General features: G+C 45.7%; 19 protein-coding genes. 5 read left to right on the top strand and 14 right to left on the bottom strand.

Going from position 1 to position 17,431, the window contains the following annotated elements; genetic code table 11:
• Positions 1 to 146: 146 nt before the first annotated feature.
• Together glcT and fabI are read right to left on the bottom strand one after the other, a co-directional pair.
• Positions 147 to 983 (bottom strand): glucose PTS transporter transcription antiterminator GlcT, encoded by an 837-nt coding sequence (glcT, locus tag G548_RS0115955; protein WP_022795150.1) that lies wholly within the window; start codon positions 981 to 983, stop codon positions 147 to 149.
• 30 nt (positions 984 to 1,013) lie between these two features.
• Positions 1,014 to 1,796: an enoyl-ACP reductase FabI gene (gene fabI, locus G548_RS0115960; RefSeq protein WP_022795151.1), complete on the bottom strand. Its 783-nt coding sequence runs from the start codon at positions 1,794 to 1,796 to the stop codon at positions 1,014 to 1,016.
• Positions 1,797 to 1,913: 117 nt separating this feature from the next.
• Between fabI and prpE the strand changes: the two genes are divergently transcribed.
• Positions 1,914 to 2,651, top strand: a complete 738-nt coding sequence (gene prpE, locus G548_RS0115965; protein WP_022795152.1) for a bis(5'-nucleosyl)-tetraphosphatase PrpE — start codon at positions 1,914 to 1,916, stop codon at positions 2,649 to 2,651.
• Here prpE and G548_RS18510 read toward each other — a convergent pair.
• From G548_RS18510 to G548_RS0115985, 4 genes are read right to left on the bottom strand one after another with little or no spacing between them, the layout of a single operon-like run.
• Positions 2,627 to 3,523 (bottom strand): RluA family pseudouridine synthase, encoded by an 897-nt coding sequence (locus G548_RS18510; protein ID WP_022795153.1) that lies wholly within the window; start codon positions 3,521 to 3,523, stop codon positions 2,627 to 2,629. The genes prpE and G548_RS18510 overlap by 25 nt on opposite strands.
• A 4-nt stretch (positions 3,524 to 3,527) precedes the next feature.
• Entirely contained in the window at positions 3,528 to 4,322 is a 795-nt protein-coding gene (locus tag G548_RS0115975; protein ID WP_027847484.1) for an NAD kinase, read from the bottom strand.
• Positions 4,323 to 4,345: 23 nt separating this feature from the next.
• Positions 4,346 to 4,981: a GTP diphosphokinase gene (gene yjbM, locus G548_RS0115980; RefSeq protein WP_022795155.1), complete on the bottom strand. Its 636-nt coding sequence runs from the start codon at positions 4,979 to 4,981 to the stop codon at positions 4,346 to 4,348.
• Positions 4,982 to 5,014: 33 nt separating this feature from the next.
• Complete coding sequence (locus tag G548_RS0115985; protein ID WP_022795156.1) at positions 5,015 to 5,392, bottom strand: UPF0738 family protein; 378 nt, start codon at positions 5,390 to 5,392, stop codon at positions 5,015 to 5,017.
• A gap of 150 nt (positions 5,393 to 5,542) precedes the next feature.
• On the opposite strand from G548_RS0115985, the gene G548_RS0115990 reads away from it, so the two are divergent.
• The 4 genes from G548_RS0115990 (at position 5,543) to G548_RS0116005 (ending at position 8,437) form a co-directional block, all read left to right on the top strand.
• A complete protein-coding gene (locus tag G548_RS0115990; protein WP_022795157.1) occupies positions 5,543 to 6,130 on the top strand; it encodes a CYTH domain-containing protein in 588 nt (195 codons plus the stop codon).
• A 75-nt stretch (positions 6,131 to 6,205) separates the two neighbouring features.
• On the top strand, positions 6,206 to 6,925 hold the full coding sequence (locus G548_RS19670; RefSeq protein ID WP_022795158.1) for a lytic transglycosylase domain-containing protein: 720 nt from the start codon (positions 6,206 to 6,208) through the stop codon (positions 6,923 to 6,925).
• Positions 6,926 to 7,108: 183 nt separating this feature from the next.
• The gene (locus tag G548_RS0116000) at positions 7,109 to 7,495 is read left to right on the top strand and encodes a globin domain-containing protein (protein WP_022795159.1); all 387 of its coding nucleotides are present in this window, start codon (positions 7,109 to 7,111) and stop codon (positions 7,493 to 7,495) included.
• A gap of 21 nt (positions 7,496 to 7,516) precedes the next feature.
• A complete protein-coding gene (locus G548_RS0116005) occupies positions 7,517 to 8,437 on the top strand; it encodes a ClpXP adapter SpxH family protein (protein WP_022795160.1) in 921 nt (306 codons plus the stop codon).
• 45 nt (positions 8,438 to 8,482) lie between these two features.
• Here G548_RS0116005 and pepF read toward each other — a convergent pair whose 3' ends face one another.
• From pepF to G548_RS0116050, 8 genes are all read right to left on the bottom strand, one after another.
• On the bottom strand, positions 8,483 to 10,297 hold the full coding sequence (pepF, locus tag G548_RS0116010; RefSeq protein ID WP_022795161.1) for an oligoendopeptidase F: 1,815 nt from the start codon (positions 10,295 to 10,297) through the stop codon (positions 8,483 to 8,485).
• A 29-nt stretch (positions 10,298 to 10,326) separates the two neighbouring features.
• Complete coding sequence (locus G548_RS0116015; RefSeq protein WP_022795162.1) at positions 10,327 to 11,517, bottom strand: competence protein CoiA; 1,191 nt, start codon at positions 11,515 to 11,517, stop codon at positions 10,327 to 10,329.
• A 102-nt stretch (positions 11,518 to 11,619) separates the two neighbouring features.
• The gene (gene mecA, locus G548_RS0116020; protein WP_022795163.1) at positions 11,620 to 12,282 is read right to left on the bottom strand and encodes an adaptor protein MecA; all 663 of its coding nucleotides are present in this window, start codon (positions 12,280 to 12,282) and stop codon (positions 11,620 to 11,622) included.
• 301 nt (positions 12,283 to 12,583) lie between these two features.
• A complete protein-coding gene (gene spxA, locus G548_RS0116025; RefSeq protein WP_022795164.1) occupies positions 12,584 to 12,979 on the bottom strand; it encodes a transcriptional regulator SpxA in 396 nt (131 codons plus the stop codon).
• 381 nt (positions 12,980 to 13,360) lie between these two features.
• On the bottom strand, positions 13,361 to 14,812 hold the full coding sequence (gene aldA, locus G548_RS0116030) for an aldehyde dehydrogenase (protein ID WP_022795165.1): 1,452 nt from the start codon (positions 14,810 to 14,812) through the stop codon (positions 13,361 to 13,363).
• A 269-nt stretch (positions 14,813 to 15,081) separates the two neighbouring features.
• Entirely contained in the window at positions 15,082 to 15,654 is a 573-nt protein-coding gene (locus G548_RS0116040) for a GNAT family N-acetyltransferase (RefSeq protein ID WP_022795167.1), read from the bottom strand.
• A gap of 202 nt (positions 15,655 to 15,856) precedes the next feature.
• The gene (locus tag G548_RS0116045) at positions 15,857 to 17,065 is read right to left on the bottom strand and encodes a putative glycoside hydrolase (protein ID WP_027847489.1); all 1,209 of its coding nucleotides are present in this window, start codon (positions 17,063 to 17,065) and stop codon (positions 15,857 to 15,859) included.
• A gap of 87 nt (positions 17,066 to 17,152) precedes the next feature.
• Positions 17,153 to 17,431: transposase (locus G548_RS0116050; protein WP_027847490.1), on the bottom strand; the 279-nt coding region annotated here is incomplete at its 5' end.

The raw sequence follows: 17,431 nt of genomic DNA on the forward strand, positions 1-17,431 counted from the left end.
TGACCACAGATCCCAGCGCATAAAAAAAGGCATGAGAGATACACTAATCGCGCGGTCACAAAGAGAAAAGAAGCTGCTTCTCCCTTTGGTTTAAACGCGATCAGCATTCTCTCATGCCTGCTTTACCAGTAACACGGAACACTAGATCAATATTTTCGTTTCGATGAAAGCCTTTGCAGATGAATGGTTAAATAAACGGCTTCGCCTTCTGGTATCGTCGTCTGCAAAGCACGCTGCATCGTTCGTATGAGCTTCCAGGACAGATTATAGCAGAAGGGATACTCGGCCTGCAACATTTTTTTTAATGGTTCAGACGCCTCTTCAAACTCCCCATTTCTTACCCTTGCGACAGCCTGCTGCAGATGCCGGAACAGCCGGCGGTGATCTAAATCCTCCGGAGACAGCTGAATATCAAGAGCCCGCTCTACCATTACCGTCATATCCTTGACCAGGCGCGTATAAGCGTTCACCTGGTCAAGCGGCGTTCTCGTCACTGCCCCGTGCAGGTGCAGAGCAATAAACCCTTTTTCTTCCTCAGGCAGCCGCACTCCTGTCCATTGTTCAATTTCGTCAATGATCCATCCAGCCGCCCGGTATTCTTTGTCATAAGCAAGCTGCGTTTCTTTTAGAAATGGGTTGCTGATGGTTAGACCTTTTTTTGTTCTCTCAAGTGCGAAGCTGAGGTGATCCGTTAACGCTACATGAATGTGTTCTTCGAACGTTTCCTCCCACTCCGCTTCAAGCACCTGCAGAATTTCTGTAATACAGGCGATAAACGTTTCGTCGATATGCTCAATTAACTGTCGGTATTGCGTCTGTTCATTTTCGTTTTTCAGTATGAAAAACTTTTCCGGCGCCCCGGCGTCAATGAAGTCTCCCGGGCGCTTGGAAAAACCGATCCCCCGCCCGGTAAGAATAACTTCCCCGTATTCCTCATGTTCTGCAATAACAACGTTATTGTTTAACCCTTTAATTACTTTCATCTTTTACCACCATGTTCCTGCTGATCTGATTTACATACCGTAAGCGTGATAGCCTCCGTCAACATGGATAACTTCCCCTGTAATCCCACTCGACATTCCGCTCATCAGAAAGGCAGTGGTGTCTCCGACTTCTTTTTGGGTAACCGTACGACGCAGCGGGGCATGCTCCTCCATAGCCTTGATGGTATCGTTAAAGCCGGAAACGCCTTTAGCTGCCAGTGTACGAATCGGACCGGCTGAGATTGCATTAACTCTAATGTCATCTGCGCCAAGATCATTTGCCAAATACCGGGTACTCGCCTCCAGGGAAGCTTTTGCTACGCCCATAACGTTATAATTATTTACGATCCGCTCTGCCCCGAGGTAGCTCATCGTCACAAAGGAGCCCCCCTCTGTCATTAAATCGAACTCTTTTACGGCCTTTGCAACTGCGGTAAAGGAGTACGCACTGATTTCCTGGGCCAGGAGAAATCCTTCACGTGTAGCATTTAAGTATTCGCCTTCGAGCTCTTCTCTTTTCGCATAGGCAAGGGAATGAACGACACCATGAATCGTTCCCGCTTCTTCTTTAATTTTCGCAAAGCATTCTCGGATCTGCTCATCATTGGTGACATCGCACTGCACGACGAGCGGCTCTTGCTGATCCAGCGAATCCGCCAATTTTCTGACACTTTTTTCGGTGCGCTGCTGGCCGTATGTAAATACTAAATCAGCTCCTGCTTCTGCCAGGCTTTCAGCTGCTCCCCAGGCTATACTTCTTTTATTGGCAACACCCATCACCACAAACGTTTTTCCTTTAAGCGATAATTGCATCGTTGTCTCTCCTTTAGATATGATTGTATCAATATCAAATAATTTCTTTACCTTTATATCATTGAACCGCCGGGCTGTCCAACAGCCTTTATATTTTTTCAAAAGGGGGAACACAGAATGAACAGGCAATTTGACTTTATCAGTGACATTCACGGCTGTGCGCACGAAATGAATGAGATGCTTTCAGCACTTGACTATGATCATAGTCAAAATTATACGCATCCGGGCGGCCGTCAGCTTATAATCGTTGGTGACATCACGGACCGCGGGCCGAATTCTATAGACGTCATCCGTATAACAGACCGCATGGTTAAAAATGGAAATGCTCTGTATTTGCCTGGAAACCACTGCGACAAACTATACCGTTGGTTTTTAGGGCGGCCGGTTCAGGTAGGCCACGGACTTGAAAAAACGATCCAGGAGTGGGAAGCCCTCCTCCCTGACAAGCAGCAGGAGGTGAAGCAGAAGTTTATGGACTTATTTGAACAAGCACCGCTGTATCAGCTGTTCGACGATGGAAATATTCTTGCTTCCCACGGAGGCATGCAAAAGGAGCTGATCGGCCGGATGGACCGCAGAACCCGGAATGTCGTTTTGTACGGACCGACAAAGCTAAACGCCGAGCGCGAACCTGAGCGCATAGACTGGGCCACCTCTTACAGCGGCAAGCCTTTTGTGATTTACGGCCATACTCCTGTATGGGAAGCGAGGCTCGTCGACCGGACCTTAAACATCGATACAGGCTGTTCGTTTGGTAACAAGCTTACCGCCTACCGCTACCCGGAGAATGAATTCGTTGAGGTTCCTTCCACGCTGCCGCTGCAGCCGGATCACTTAAATACCTTCAGCCGCTGAGAAGTCAGAAAATCATTAATATCTTCAGGGAAGGGAGCCTTAACAGTGATCATTGTTTCCTGTACCGGATGAAAGAAATCCAGCCGGCAGGCGTGCAGCGCCTGTCTTTTCAAGCACTCATTTTCATTTCCATACAGCGTATCACCAGCAAGCGGAAAGCCTGAAACAGAGGCATGCACCCGGATTTGATGCGTCCGCCCGGTTTTCAGCCCAAACTTCATGACTGTATACTCTGGAAGTAATTCAATCACCTCTGCGGTGGTTACAGCTCTTTTGCCATCTGGTGCTGCTATCTGCTCCACCAGACTGGTTGTACTCGGGCGAATCGGAACATCTATAAACGTAAATTCCTGCGGCCATCTGCCTTCAACGATCCCCATGTACTCTTTGGCTCCGGCATCCATATGTTTTTCCATTCTGGAGTGGGCATATGCATGACAGGCAAACGGCACGATGCCGCTCGTTCCGCGGTCGAGCCTTGAAACCGGATGAATAGCAGACTGTATGCCCTTGCTTCGCAGATAACCGGCAAGTCTCCCTGCGAGTGATTCCTCCCCTACTGCTCTTCCTGGAAGCGTCGGAAGGCCTGCAGGCTTGTTGACGACGATTACATCTTCATCCTCGTACAACACCTCGAGCTGCTCCCGGGACTCTTTAAAATGAGCCGGCACGGTTCCTGCTGGAATGCTTATCTGCAGCTCGTCCCCGGCACTTAACCGATCATTTCCCCGGACCTGTTCCCCGTTTATATACAGCGGAAGTGTATCTATTTTTTTCCATAAACGCCGAGAGACATCCTTGTACTGACTCAGAAAATTTTTCACCTTCAAGCCTTCTGCCCCGGAAGGCATGCTCCACGTAATCGTCCGCATCCTTTTACTCCCCGATAAACGATTCCTTCACGCGCTTCCAAAAAGGAAACGGACGGAAACGGGCGAATCGTACTTTTTCTTCTGCCACCCTGTACTGAATGGACTCGATGCCCTGGTCTACAAGGGTGATATGGTCAATAGTGATCTGCATATCCACATCGTTTACCGGACGCAGAAGACAGGTATGGTGCTGCGGCAGAATTAACGGCGAGCCTATCGTCCGGTAGACCCGGTTATTGATGCTTGCCATTTCAGCTATTTGAATACTTGATAAGGAAGGGTGCAGAATTGCCCCTCCCAGGGATTTGTTGTACGCCGTGCTTCCGGAAGGGGTGGAAATACATAAGCCGTCTCCGCGAAACGTTTCAAAATGTTCACCTTTAATATCTACATTGCACACGAGGGATCCTTCGAGCGTTTTTACCATACACTCATTTAAGGCTAAGTACCGTTCGAATCTCGTATGTTCATTGTACCGGACAATCACTTCAAGCAGTGGGTATTCCACCACCTGAAACGGCGTTTTTGCAAGATGAATCACCAGCTTTTCCACTTCTTCAGGCTGCCAGTCTGCGTAAAAACCGAGGTGGCCGGTATGTATACCTACAAAGCATACATCTTCAAGTGATTCATAATAATGATGGAACGCCTGCAGCAGTGTGCCGTCGCCTCCTACAGTAATAACAATATCCGGATGGACTTCGTCATGGATCAGGCCGAATTCATTCAGATAGGAAAGCACTTTGTCCCTGATTTCGTTGGAGGTGTCATCTCCCCGGGACGTAACATTATATCGCATATTTTCATCGGTGGACGGGATACTCATGTATTTGGACCCTCACTTTCCCTGTTTTGCATATAGATACGCTGTGCTTCCCGTACCTCGCCTTTAATTTTAGACATTTCTTCATCGAGTTGAAACGCAGCTTCTGCAGCGCGCTGCAGTCGATGTTTAATATCCTCCGGAATTTCACCGCTGTACTTGTAGTTTAAAGAATGTTCAATAGTAGCCCAGAAATTCATGGCCATTGTCCGTACCTGAATCTCTGTGAGGACGTCTTTGCGGCCGTCAATCGTATGCACAGGATAAGAAACGACCATATGAAAAGACCGGTAGCCACTCTCTTTTTTTTCCTTAATGTAATCCCGCTCCTCCAAAACATCAAAATCCTGCCTTGTCCGCATCAGCTCCACAATAGTATCAATGTCGCTCACAAATTGGCAGACAATGCGAATACCGGCGATGTCCTGCATTTTTGTGTCGATCTCGTCGAGCGGTATATCTTTGCGCTGGGCTTTATCAAGAATGCTTGTTACCGGCTTGACCCTTCCGGTAACAAATTCAATCGGAGTGTGCTGTGAAGACATCTGGTACTGCTCTCTTAATCCTTTTAATTTTACCTTAATTTCCTCTACCGCCTGCATATAAGGCGAAAGAAATGTCTGCCAGTTACTCATGGTTTACCACCACTCATTTACATTATTATGAGGTTATACGTTGAACGCTTCTTCAAATGCAGATACCATTTCAGTACCGTAATTCCCGTTTCCCGGCACATTATCCATTAAATAATCAATTTCTTCATGAAAGTTTTCTAAATGCAGCGCACTCCCGTTCTTTACATAGACATGCTTTTCTTGCTCATGAGCTGCTTTTAAAAGCGGCCACACTCTTTTTGGAATACGAAGCTGTACAAATTCATCTTCCATATCCAGTACATAAACTAGCGTCAGGGCATCGGAATCTGCAAGCATCTGCCCGCCGTCGCTTAATTTCTGCCATTCTTTTTCCGGCCACTCTTCTACCGGATACATCATTAATGATTCATTGTCTTCTTCGTAATGATTCACAGTTAATATATGCTGCATGTCATAATTCCTCCAAAACAGGGAAAGTATACGTTTCTTGTCTGTACCTAATTTTATCATAACTTATGTACACAGACAGAGCGCAAACCATATGATAAGATAATGCATAGCGTTTTTCCAGTAATTCGGTATTAGAAAGGACGATTCACCATGGCGAAAGAACAGGAAATTGAAGCGAAGAACCTTTTAACGGAGAAGGAGTTTTCCTCTCTTACAGCTGACTTTGCGATTCGGGAAAGTGATTTTTCTTCGCAGAAAAATACATACTTTGACACGAGCAGCTTCGACCTTCGCGCCCGTAAATCTGCTTTGCGTATACGCGAACGGGCCGGTTCTTTCACCTTAACGCTAAAAGAGCCGGCCCAGGAGGGGCTCACCGAATGGAATCAGGCTGTCACTGCCGAGGAGGCGCAGGAGGCGATCACAGCTGGAACGCTTCCTGCCGGCGAAGTTGCCGAACGCCTTCAGACACTGATCGGCTCCGGGCTTGTTGAAAATATAGGTACACTCACCACTTACCGGGCCTCCCAGCCTTTCCGCACGGGAGAAGTCTTTTTTGACCGAAGTCATTATTTAGGAGTCACGGATTATGAGCTCGAAATAGAAGGCCCAAGCGAAAAAGACGTCTCTTCCTGGATGAACGAGCTGGCAGACCAGCACCAATTCCCGTTGCGCAGCACACCAAACAAAATTGAACGTCTCTTTCAGCGCAGCCGGGAGCAGAATGAAAAACAGTAACATACGCACATTGTTCTTCATTTGAAATACTGGTATATTTTTCTTATCTGAATTTTATTAGTGGGGTGATTGTTTTTGACGATTTCTTCCTCTCTTTTCCCGTCTTCAACCAATGCAGCTGCAGGAAGCGGCCAGCCGTCTATGTCTTCGCAAACAGCTTCTGCTTCCGGGCGCTTTGGCTCTTTTTTATACGATTCCCTGAAGTCAACGCAGGCCATCATGTCCGAACAGAGCAGCAGCGGCTTCAGCCCGTTATCTTCTTCGTTATTCTTAAACCCGGCGAGCGCCAACAGCTATTTCAGCCATTTAGGAGACGAAGCATCCAGCACTTCAGCTGAGCCTGCCGCCAAAGAAGTCAAAGAGGAAACATCTGCCGCCTCTGCCAGTCCTTCTTCACCTAAACAGTCTTCAGGCTCAGGTGTTGTGCAGACGATTGAGCGTTTATCTGAAAAATACGGTGTAGACAGTAAACTTGTTCGAGCTCTGGTAAAGCAGGAATCAGGCTTCAATCCGGATGCGAAAAGCCATGCTGGTGCTATGGGGCTGATGCAGCTGATGCCGGGTACTGCTTCTATGCTGAAGGTAAAAGACCCGATGGATCCTGAACAAAACCTCGATGGTGGAATTCGCTATTTAAGAGACATGCTCAATAAATACAATGGCAATAAAACGCTTGCCCTTGCCGCCTATAATGCCGGTCCAGGCAACGTTGATAAATACGACGGTATTCCACCGTTTAAAGAGACCCAAAAGTACGTGCCAAATGTGCTCGCTAACTATCAGGATCTTGTATAACCCGAAAAAAAACAATCCCGTCCCGGGGTTGTTTTTTTGCCCCGACAGGCTTCTGCCGTTCAAAATATTTGCGGTTGCCGGGTCTCATTGCTAGAATAAAAACTGAAATACACTAATTGCGTTTTTCGCTAGTGTCCTTCCTTTGGAGGCATAAACGTTAAAACGTTGTTCCGGAGGCTTACAATGGCAGCTTTTCAATCCAGCTTTGATAAACTTGGCGAAGAAAAACTTTCCGAACTTATTGATACATTTTACAGGAAGGTTGGCGATCATCCGGATCTGGCTCCTATTTTTCCAGAAGACCTTACAGAAACTGCCCGTAAACAAAAGCAGTTTATGACACAATTTTTAGGCGGCCCGCCTTTATATACAGAAGAACACGGCCATCCGCGCCTGCGGGCCCGGCATCTCCCGTTTCCAATTACGGAAACACGAGCGAAAGCCTGGCTGTTATGCATGGACGAAGCGATGGAAGAAATAAAAATGGAAAATGATGTAAGACAGGAAATGTTTCAGCGGCTTATGGTGACAGCCCAGCACATGATAAATACTACTGAAGAAAATTCATAACGAAAGGAGCGTGAACTGGTCATGGGCAACGAGCATTTTTCTTTTTGTGATGACAGTTCCGGTTCCTGCAGTCTGCCGCAGTCTACCGACACACATTTATCGAAAAAGCCGCTTGAATTATATATTTTTATGGATCCATTATGCCCCGAATGCTGGGCATTTGAACCTGTATTAAAAAAGCTGCTCATCGAATACGGCCACTATTTCACGCCAAAGCTTCTGCTCACTTCAAACATTGAATGCTGGAGTGAAGAGAAACAGAAGCCCGTGAAAGAAGATATGAAAAAAGAAATGGCTTTGTTTTATGAGGAAGTGGCTACCCGCACCGGCATGCCGGCAGACGGAAGCGTGTGGCTGAAGCACTCGGCTCCTTCTGCTTACATTCCTGCGCTCGCCATGAAGGCTGCAGAAATGCAGGGAAAGCAGCTTGCTTCGGTTTTTTTCCGGAATATAAGAGAGAATTTGTTTCTGCATGGCCAGGACATCTCTACGGAGGAAACGCTTGTCCAGATTGCGGAAGCTACCGGGCTCGACATTGAAGAATTTCAGCGCGATATACATTCTGCCTGTACCAGGAAGGCTCTGAATTGCGATATCAGGACCTCCCGCGAGATGGAGGTCGATCAAGCCCCTACATTCGTGTTTTTTAACGATCACGTGGAAGATGGAGGCCTGAAGGTTTCCGGACTGTATCCCTACCAGGTTTACGAAGAAATCCTCTCCGACATGCTCGGGCACGTACCGGCGCCTTCTCATTCACTAACGCTTGAGAAGTTTCTTTCCCGCTATCCGCGAATTACGACAAAAGAGGTTTCAGTCGTATTCGACTGGAGTGAAAAAGAGGCTGAAAAGCAGCTGAAGCAGCTTGTGCTGTTGAGAAAAATGAAGCACGTTCCATTAAAAAATGGGGCCTACTGGGAGTATGTTCCTTCCTTTACCTGAAAAAATAAAATCCGCGGAAATGCAAATGCATCTCCGCGGATTTTTTTATTGAAGCAGCAGTTCTTCCAGTTCATTCAAGGTATCTTCAAAGGATTTCATTGCCAGTTCAATCGGCTTGGAGGTAGTCATATCGACTCCTGCTTTTTTCAGAACTTCAATCGGATAATCGGAACTGCCGGATTTCAGAAACTCCAGGTATCGTTCCACCGCAGGCTCCCCTTCCTCAACAATCTGCTGGGACAAAGCAGCCGCAGCGCTGTAGCCGGTGGCATACTGATATACATAAAAGTTCATATAAAAATGAGGAATCCTTGCCCATTCAAGCGCAATATCATCATCGAGCGTCATATGCGGCCCGAAATACTGTTCATTTAACTCGTAATAAAGGGAGTTCAGCAGATCGGGAGTTAATGCTTCCCCGGCTTCTGCCTTTTCGTGAATTAACTGCTCAAACTCAGCAAACATTGTCTGGCGGAAAACCGTGCCCCGGAAGCCTTCGAGGTACTGGTTTAATAAATACGCTTTTTCTGTTTTGTTTGTCGTTTTTGCCAATAAGTGGCGGGTAAGCAGCGCTTCATTGACAGTAGAAGCTACCTCTGCGACGAAAATGGTGTAATCAGCATAAGGATAAGGCTGATTTTGATGAGTCAGATAGCTGTGCATCGAATGCCCAAGTTCATGGGCCAGTGTGTATACATTGTTAATACTATCCTGCCAGTTCATTAAAATGTAGGGCATCGTTCCATATGCGCCCGAAGAATAGGCTCCGCTCCGTTTTCCAACATTTTCATAAACGTCTACCCAGCCTTTTTCAAATCCGCCGGCAATTGTTTCTGTATATTCTTTTCCCAATGGCTGCAGCGCTTCAAGAACGGTTTCTTTCGCTTCCTCGTACGTCATTTTCATATCAATGTCTTTAACCAGCGGCGTATACAGATCATAGTTATGAATCTCGTCGAGCTCAAGTACCTGCTTACGCAGCTTTACGTAGCGGTGAAGCAGCGGCAGATAATCATGGACAGTCGAAACGAGCTGGTCATACACTTTTTCCGGAATATGATTGTTGCTTAGCGCAGCTTCTCTGGCTGAGCGGTATTTGCGGATGCTTGCATTAAACGTATTCTTTTTCACCTGACCGCCAAGTGTGCTTGAGATTGTATTTTTAAACCTGCTGTAGGTGCTGTAGACAGCTTTAAAAGCTTCTTCACGCACACGGCGGTTGTCGCTTTCCAAAAAGTTCAGCAGACGTCCATGTGTCACCTGGGCATCGTTTCCGTTCTCATCCTTTATCGACGGAAACTCCAGATCAGCATTATTTAGCATGCCAAAAGTGTTCCCCGGTACAGCCATCACTTCAGAAGCCTGAGCAAGCAATGCTTCTTCTGATTCTGTCAGCACGTGGGGGCGTTCTTTATTAATAGCATCGAGTGCATGTTCATACAACCGGAGCTCCGGCTCTTCTTCATAAAATGCTTTAATCGTTTTCTCAGGGATAGTCAAAATTTCCGGCACGAGAAAAGCCGTCGCCTGGCCAAGCTGGCTCGCCAGTCTTCTTGCCCGGTCCTCCATACCCTGATACAGCGATTCATTTGTATTTTGATCATAACGCATGTGTGCATAAACAAATAAACGGCTGAACCGCTCTGTAATTTTATCCTGCTGCTGCAGGGCTTCATACAGCATATGGCCCGAATCTCCGAGGCGGCCTTTATACGACTCGATTGCCGGAATCAGGCTTTGAATTTGTTTGAATTCCTCTTCCCATTCTTCATTGCTTGAAAAAATATCCTCTAAATTCCATTTATACTGTTCACTGATTTCTTCGCGTTTTGGCAGTTGTTCTACAGCAGATGAACTCAATGGAACGCACCTCCCTTTATCTTTCTCTCCTATTGTATCGAACTATTTCCAGTTGTACCAATGAATCGTTTTTCTGCTTCAAGCTTTTTGATATAGGCCGTGAATATTCTGACTAAGCTGCGATCCTGCGACCAACCTTTTTCTGCGGAGGTTCCGAACGACAGGTCCTTTTTCATGTGCCAGTGTCCGTGGTGAAAGTAAACCGTTTTCCGCCATTTCAGCCATTGCAAAAAATGCCAGACCGCCTGATGCAGGTAAGCCTCTGTACGAAGACCGGGCCGTATCAACGGAGTAAGCAGCGGATCTTTTTGCACTGAATTTAAAATATCTTTTAAAGAAACGTTCCTTTGATGAATAATCCGGTAAAACAGCAGGGTCTGCCATACGAGCGGCGGCCCCCGGAAAACGCAGCAATACGGCGTGGGCCAGCCCAGGTCCGCAGGATACAAACTAATATGAGAAAAGTTCCGGGTATATATCTCCAGGGCCTCCCAATACTGCACGCATCCTGTAAATTGATAAGAAGAAAAGCGCCACTTGTTTTTATGTGCAAGTATTTCATCAATACAGCTAAATGACAGATTCATAGGAGCGAAAAAATAATCGAGCTTTATGGCAGCCAGCGGGAGCCTTAAGGAACGTGCTACTATTCTCTTGGGCGAAGTTTCAAAAAACGGCTGCACGATTAAAACTTCCCCGGAAGACGGTATCAGCACAGGCGCCGCATTAAAATACCCGGAAAATAATGAAGACCACACTGCTTCATTCCAAAACCAGCGTCCAGCGTTTTTTCGCTGCACCAGTTTCGGAGCAAAAAACCACAGTGAAAGGATTTCCTTTTCTTTGTATGTACGGCTCCTTGTCAAAAGCTGCGGCGAATCAATCGCACTCCTCTGTATCTCCAGAGCCACTTGGCGTTCTGCCCACTGAACGAAGACGTCTGCCCTTCTTCCTTCCTCCGGCAGCTGCTGCTCAATAACAGGAGAAAGATCCTGGTCTTTAAGCCAGCTGGCGAGCATAGTTTTTCCCTGGATGTGCTCCCCCGATTCTCCGTAAAGCAGACGGCAGTCTGCACGCCGGGAATGGACAAAATGAGGACGGGCGTTTGATTTGTTACGAAGATGTACTTCGTGCCCGCACTCCGGGCAGTAGTAAGGGGGAAGAGTAGCGGAATCCAGGCTTGAAACTGCCCGGCCGTTCGCGTTGAGAGCATTAAACATGTGTATCAGCCTTTCCGGTGGGGGATGTAATGCGGGGATGTCATATAAAATAAAAATAAAAGACCAGCGTCACACGCCAGCCTTTTAGAGATACACACATACTTATGAGAAGTTTTCATTGAAGGTTTGAAGACCATATTCGGATGCAATCGTCGTGCCGTACTCACGTATACGGAAAATGGAGAGATCGGATTCATTTCCATACTCCAGCACATGACTCACCATGTTGTCCTGTTCGTCCTCTGTATAACGCTGATCAAATACTAAATAAAGATAATACCGATTTTCAAAGAAATATACTTCGTTGTGAACATCCGATACGTGGAAGGCCTTACTCAGGCTGATTAAATCTTCCATGTCCTGGAAGGAAATAACGATTTCCAGATCCTCAGACTCAAGTGAGCCATTTCTGTCTGATTTAGACGAGCGGTATTGTTCATCAAGCATATCCACGATGTTGTCATCCACAGGGGCTTCCTCTTTGTTTTCTGATACCGGAATTTCAAGCTTCACATTTCCATCGGTAACCTGTCCTCTAGTAACTACGATTTCCATGCCCTGATCGAGTGCCTGTACCTGAATCCATAACGGTCCTTCTATTTCAAAGTTTTCTAAGTCGTGTGCTTCGTTAATCATATCAAAGAATAATTCTTCTCCACGTTCACGGTTATACCAAATCTCATCCCGGTCGAAACCGCGGTCTTCAATATCCGTGTACGTAATGTAAAACTTCACTGTCGACTCGTTAATTCTTTCGATTTCCACTATTTTTCTCCCTCCTCAAGCTAGGGTCGGTCTTCTACTTACTATGAAATACTATACCCTAACAATAACATATAGTAATCCTTTTAATCATAGCGCCGTACTGGACCCTTTGTGAGTTGTGCTCATCCCAGGATGCAACGTTCGTTGAGGGAGCGGAGCATCAATAATTTAACACTGGTTTGATTTTATATTTTCAGATAAAATCACACTCATGTCAAGGAAAGAAACTCATTTTAGCAAAACGAAGCGTAATTATAAAAAGAAGAAAAATTCCGACCGGCGCCGAAATTTTTCTTTCTTTTTAGTTTACCATTTTTTGCGCTTCCATCAAGTTAAAAGTACGGACTTTTCTTGGAAGGAAACGACGGATTTCAGCTTCATTGTAGCCTACCTGTAAACGTTTATCATCATAAATGATCGGCCGTCTCAACAGCCCGGGATGTTCGCTGATTAACTGGAAAAGGCGCTGCAATGGAAGGTTTTCCATTTCCACGTCTAATTCCTGAAATACTTTTGAACGGCGGGAGACGATTTCATCGGTGCCGTCCTCCGTCAGGCGGACAATTTCTTTCACTTCATCCACTGTTAACGGTTCCGCAAAAATATTTCTTTCATTATAAGCAATCTCATGTTCGTCCAACCATGCTTTCGCTTTCCGACAGGATGTACAACTTGGAGATGTAAGCAATGTCACCATGTTAACAAATCTCTCCTTCCCCAACTATGGGAGTAAAATGGGCGAAAACAACGTATAATATTCTCTGCTATTTAGTCACAAGATTATTATACAATAATTATTCTAATTTGAAAAGAGGTTTTAACTGGTTTGTGAATGATTATACTTTTGGACTTTAATTCAACAATACTTTATTTATACCTCTTCATCATGGTTTTAAAACTTTCTAAGCGCACAATTTGTTAACGTTTTGTGACAATTCATTTAAACTGTTCACTTTTTATTTTAAATGAACGATTCTCAATTACATGCTTTGTTTTTCAACAACTCATTTAATTGTTTCCGCCCTTACCATATATACGTTAGAAAATGGCTGAAGGTTCACCCTCCAGCCAAATTTCTTTAATTTTTTTCGTTATTGTACTGCATATAAACTACGTGAGTAGCTAAGAAGTCTTCTACTCCATGCTTGCCATCAGCACCGCCAAGTCCGGATTTTCGGAAGCCGGCGTGATAGCCCTGGACAGCTTCGAAATTTTCCCGGTTGACGTACGTTTCGCCAAAGCGCAGTTCGTTGACCACTCTCATAATTTCGTTCATATCCTCACTATAAACGGAGGAAGAAAGACCGAATACGGTATCGTTGCCTTTTTCAATTGCTTCATCAAGCGTTTGGAACGTATCGATAGGAATAACCGGACCAAAAATTTCTTCCTGCATGATTTCCATGTCATGCCGGGCGTTGCTGATCACCGTTGGTTTGTAAAAATAACCTTTATTTTGATCGCCTGGTTCACCGCCAGCAACTACTTTCGCCCCGTCTTTTTTAGCACTTTCCACCATCGCATGCACTTCATCGAAGCGGTCTTTGCTCACGAGCGGGCCGACGTCGGCATTTTTAGATGCGCGCGGGTCTCCCATTGTTTTTTGTTCGAACGCTTCCTGCAGACGTTTGGTGAATTCTTCAGCGATACTTTCGTGCACATATACCCGTTCTGCGTTTGTACAGGCCTGGCCGTTATTAGCAAGCCGGGAGGTCGTAATGTGTTTTACGGCAGTATCAATATCTGCGTTCGCTGTTACAATGGCCGGTGCTTTCCCGCCGAGTTCGAGATTAACTTTTGTAATGTTCTGTGCTGCCGCTTCCATTACTTTCGTTCCCGCAGGCACGCTGCCAGTCATTGTTATCATGTCTACATTTTCATGGGAAGCCAGAGCATTTCCTATTTCTGAGCCTGTGCCTGTGATCAGGTTGTAAACCCCTTTTGGGAGTTCATCCATTTCATCGATAAGCTTCGTAAATTCGACAGCAGTGTTAGGCGTCTGCTGGCTCGGCTTCAGTACAATCGTGCAGCCGGTAACGAGCGCTGTTGCTACTTTTCTGGCCAGAATAAACACCGGAAAGTTCCACGGCACAATACCACCGACAACGCCTATAGGTTTTTTGTAAATGAAGATATTTTCATTTTCACGGTCACTTGGCAGGATTTCTCCTTCAATTCTTCTTGCCCACTCGGACATATAGCGGAAATAATCAATGGCAAGATCCACTTCACCGCTGGCCAGTCCGTAATCTTTGCCCTGCTCCTCCTGAAGAAGGTCAATAAACCGGTCCCTGTTTTCTTCTATTTTATCTCCGAGGGCACGGACAATTTTCCCCCGTTCGATATTCGGTGTCAGCTCCCATCCTTTTTGAGCAGCAGAGGCGGCAGCAACAGCTTTATCCACATCCTCTTTTGTCGCTTTCACCGTTCGGGAAATAGTTTCTTCCGTCGCCGGGTTTTCAATTTCAATATATTCATCACTAGAAGCGTTTACGTATTCGCCATTAATGTACAGTTGATGTGTCTGCATCAGGAACCCTCCAATTTTTCTTTACAGGTTAGAGTGTTCCACCTTAATTTAACTTTTAAACCTTCGGGCATAAAAAAGCGCAGCCCGTCTGAGCTGCGCATACACTGTATTAAGCGGTGTGTCTTGAAGGAGTCGGAACGCCCTTTTCGGGCGATTTTTCTTTATTCAGGCCCTTGAGGTTTTTTTTAAGCATGTCTCTGAGCACTTCTCTTTTCATTTTCCTGCGTTTTTTGGCAACTGCATTTTTCATAACCTCTTCGCCCTCCTTTCTAAGCGTTCTTCAATTCATTTTTGTCATTATACGTAAGCACTTCTGTAACATCCTGATACGCTTTCCCGTATATTTCTTCGTCCTTATACGTATGAATGTTTTTGTACGTATGCTTCATTTTTTCATAAATAACTTCTTCTGAGGCATCGTCTGGAGACCAATATAAAATTTCGAGCGTATTCACTTCATTGGTTGCCAGGGAAATTCTGCTGTAGCCAATGGATTTTGCCTGCCGGAACCCGGCTCTTTCATAAAAACGGAATCGCTTTGTCGTATCACTCTCTTCATAATCAAGGGGTTCCACTTCCAAAATAATCGGTTTATTCTTACTTTTCAGACTGTCAAGTAATTTCTGCCCGAGCCCTTCCCCTCTTGCTTCCTTCGATACTAACAAATAATCAATAAAAACAAATTCCTCTGTTTCTACATACATCATAACATGGTGAGGCCCCTCATCTTTATGGTAAATATCACCTTTTTCATCCAGCAGAACTTCCATGTGCTTTTTTGATTTCATCTCTTCAACTGGAAAGTATTGGTTCAATTTTTCATACCAGTTTAGTTTAGACATAATGACCCCCAAATTTGTGTTACATACATTATAACGCGAAATCCGGTATATAGTAAGTGCCTTCAGTACTTATTTAAGGTCTCTGCAGGCGCTCTTTCCAATATATAAGCTTCGGAGAGAAACGTTGTTGAATTTGCTCTTTCTCACTCGTGCGCACAGCAAAAAGGGGCGGTTTTCATCTCCCGCTCCTTTGGTTCTGGTTTTACGGCGTATAGTCTGTACCCTTGGAATAAGAGTTCTGGGCATCCCACAGCAGGTACTCTTCAATGCCGTTATCCTGCAGCGCCTGAATCTGCGCCTCCACTTCGGTGCTTCCGTACTGCAGATAATTACCGCTTCCTAAATAGCTTGCAGTAAAATCCTGAATCCACGGCCGGGTTATCGGCTGCTCCTCGAGACTTGATAAAATCTTTGTTTCTGCCTTCGCATAGGCGTCGATAACCTCGTACGGCTTTGTATCCGGCTTGTCGATATTAAAATAGCCGCTTCCCCAATGGCTTGGGTAAATCATAGAGCTGATAACATCTACATTTTCAGAAATTAACCGAAAATCCTGGCCGATGCCCGGTGCCCGTTCCTGGGTGGCAGAATAACCGAAGATATCTGCTGAGACATTTACATTATACTTTGTTTGAAGCGTCTCTTCAGAATAGGCGACAAAATCCGTAACGGCATCCACTCGTTCCTGTACGTTGTCATCACCGCTATCATAATCCCCTGTGGAATAAGTGAGCTGGTCTTCTCTCGTTTCAAAACCTTCCGGAAACCGGATGTAATCAAACTGGATGTCCTGGAAGCCGAGCCTGGCCGCCTCCTCCGCTATTTGAAGATTATAATCCCATACTTCTTTCATAAACGGGTTTGTAAACATATGGCCGCTTCCATTTGACCAAGTATCCCCGCCACTTGTCTGATAGGAGTATTCCGGATGCTTTTTGGCAAGTACATTATCCTTAAAAGCTGTAATTCTGGCGATCGGGTATATATCGTGCTCTTCCAGTTTTTTCATCAGTGCTTCAGGGTCCTTGATCATATTTTTTCCTATATCAGGGAGGTCCGATCCTTCCGGGACGCTGAAGGTTAAGTTCCCGTGATCATCTTTAATATCTATTACCATGGCATTTAAATCTGTCGAATCAGCGAGATCAATTAATTTATCCATTCGGTCGCCCCCCGCTGAATGACCAGTAACATATATTCCTTTGACCCCTTCCTCCGGGTAGCTGAAATTAAGGCCCGAATCATATGTAAAGCGCGGCATGCTGCCTTCAAGTGTTAATGTATGTCCACCAGTCGTCATCGAAGCCAGATCGCTCCCGTTTCCTTCGTCCGCCTTTGCCTCTGATGCTGTTAGCCCCGAGGTGACAGTTAATGCAGCAGCTAAGGCCCAAATACCTAACTTTTTTTTCATGTTGTCCCTGCCTTCATTATTTTTTGTAAAAAAAGCAGGGACCGTCAATAATTTTGTGTAAACGGCTGTCCTCTTCCAGCCTTGAAGTTAACCCTGCCGTTGAAACATCTCTTCCAATTGATGTTGGGCTTGGGCGAAGCCCAGGTGGCAGCGGGTGGAAAACTTTTGATTGTACGCGTCGAACCGGCTGACCAAAAACCGTTCGATGGATGCTTCATTCGGAAACTGTTCTTTGCGTTTAACGTATTTTTTCAGCTGCTTGTTGAACGATTCGATGAGATTGGTGGAATACAGGCTCCGCCAGATGGCGGACGGGAAATCATAAAAGGTAAGTAACGTGGGGTGCTCGTCGAGCACCCGGCGGAT

Origin of the sequence: Marinococcus halotolerans DSM 16375, from assembly GCF_000420725.1 — a bacterium.
GTDB classification, from domain to species: Bacteria; Bacillota; Bacilli; order Bacillales; family Marinococcaceae; genus Marinococcus; species Marinococcus halotolerans.

Coding starts and splice junctions, on each gene's coding strand:
- G548_RS18510 (WP_022795153.1), bottom strand. CDS start 3,523: ATGCGGACGATTACGTGGAGCATGCCTTCCGGGGCAGAAGGCTTGAAG.
- G548_RS0115985 (WP_022795156.1), bottom strand. CDS start 5,392: ATGCAGCATATATTAACTGTGAATCATTACGAAGAAGACAATGAATCA.
- G548_RS0115975 (WP_027847484.1), bottom strand. CDS start 4,322: ATGCGATATAATGTTACGTCCCGGGGAGATGACACCTCCAACGAAATC.
- G548_RS0116015 (WP_022795162.1), bottom strand. CDS start 11,517: ATGTTTAATGCTCTCAACGCGAACGGCCGGGCAGTTTCAAGCCTGGAT.
- yjbM (WP_022795155.1), bottom strand. CDS start 4,981: ATGAGTAACTGGCAGACATTTCTTTCGCCTTATATGCAGGCGGTAGAG.
- spxA (WP_022795164.1), bottom strand. CDS start 12,979: ATGGTGACATTGCTTACATCTCCAAGTTGTACATCCTGTCGGAAAGCG.
- prpE (WP_022795152.1), top strand. CDS start 1,914: ATGAACAGGCAATTTGACTTTATCAGTGACATTCACGGCTGTGCGCAC.
- G548_RS0116000 (WP_022795159.1), top strand. CDS start 7,109: ATGGCAGCTTTTCAATCCAGCTTTGATAAACTTGGCGAAGAAAAACTT.
- aldA (WP_022795165.1), bottom strand. CDS start 14,812: ATGCAGACACATCAACTGTACATTAATGGCGAATACGTAAACGCTTCT.
- G548_RS0116005 (WP_022795160.1), top strand. CDS start 7,517: ATGGGCAACGAGCATTTTTCTTTTTGTGATGACAGTTCCGGTTCCTGC.
- G548_RS0115990 (WP_022795157.1), top strand. CDS start 5,543: ATGGCGAAAGAACAGGAAATTGAAGCGAAGAACCTTTTAACGGAGAAG.
- fabI (WP_022795151.1), bottom strand. CDS start 1,796: ATGCAATTATCGCTTAAAGGAAAAACGTTTGTGGTGATGGGTGTTGCC.
- G548_RS0116045 (WP_027847489.1), bottom strand. CDS start 17,065: ATGAAAAAAAAGTTAGGTATTTGGGCCTTAGCTGCTGCATTAACTGTC.
- glcT (WP_022795150.1), bottom strand. CDS start 983: ATGAAAGTAATTAAAGGGTTAAACAATAACGTTGTTATTGCAGAACAT.
- G548_RS0116040 (WP_022795167.1), bottom strand. CDS start 15,654: ATGTCTAAACTAAACTGGTATGAAAAATTGAACCAATACTTTCCAGTT.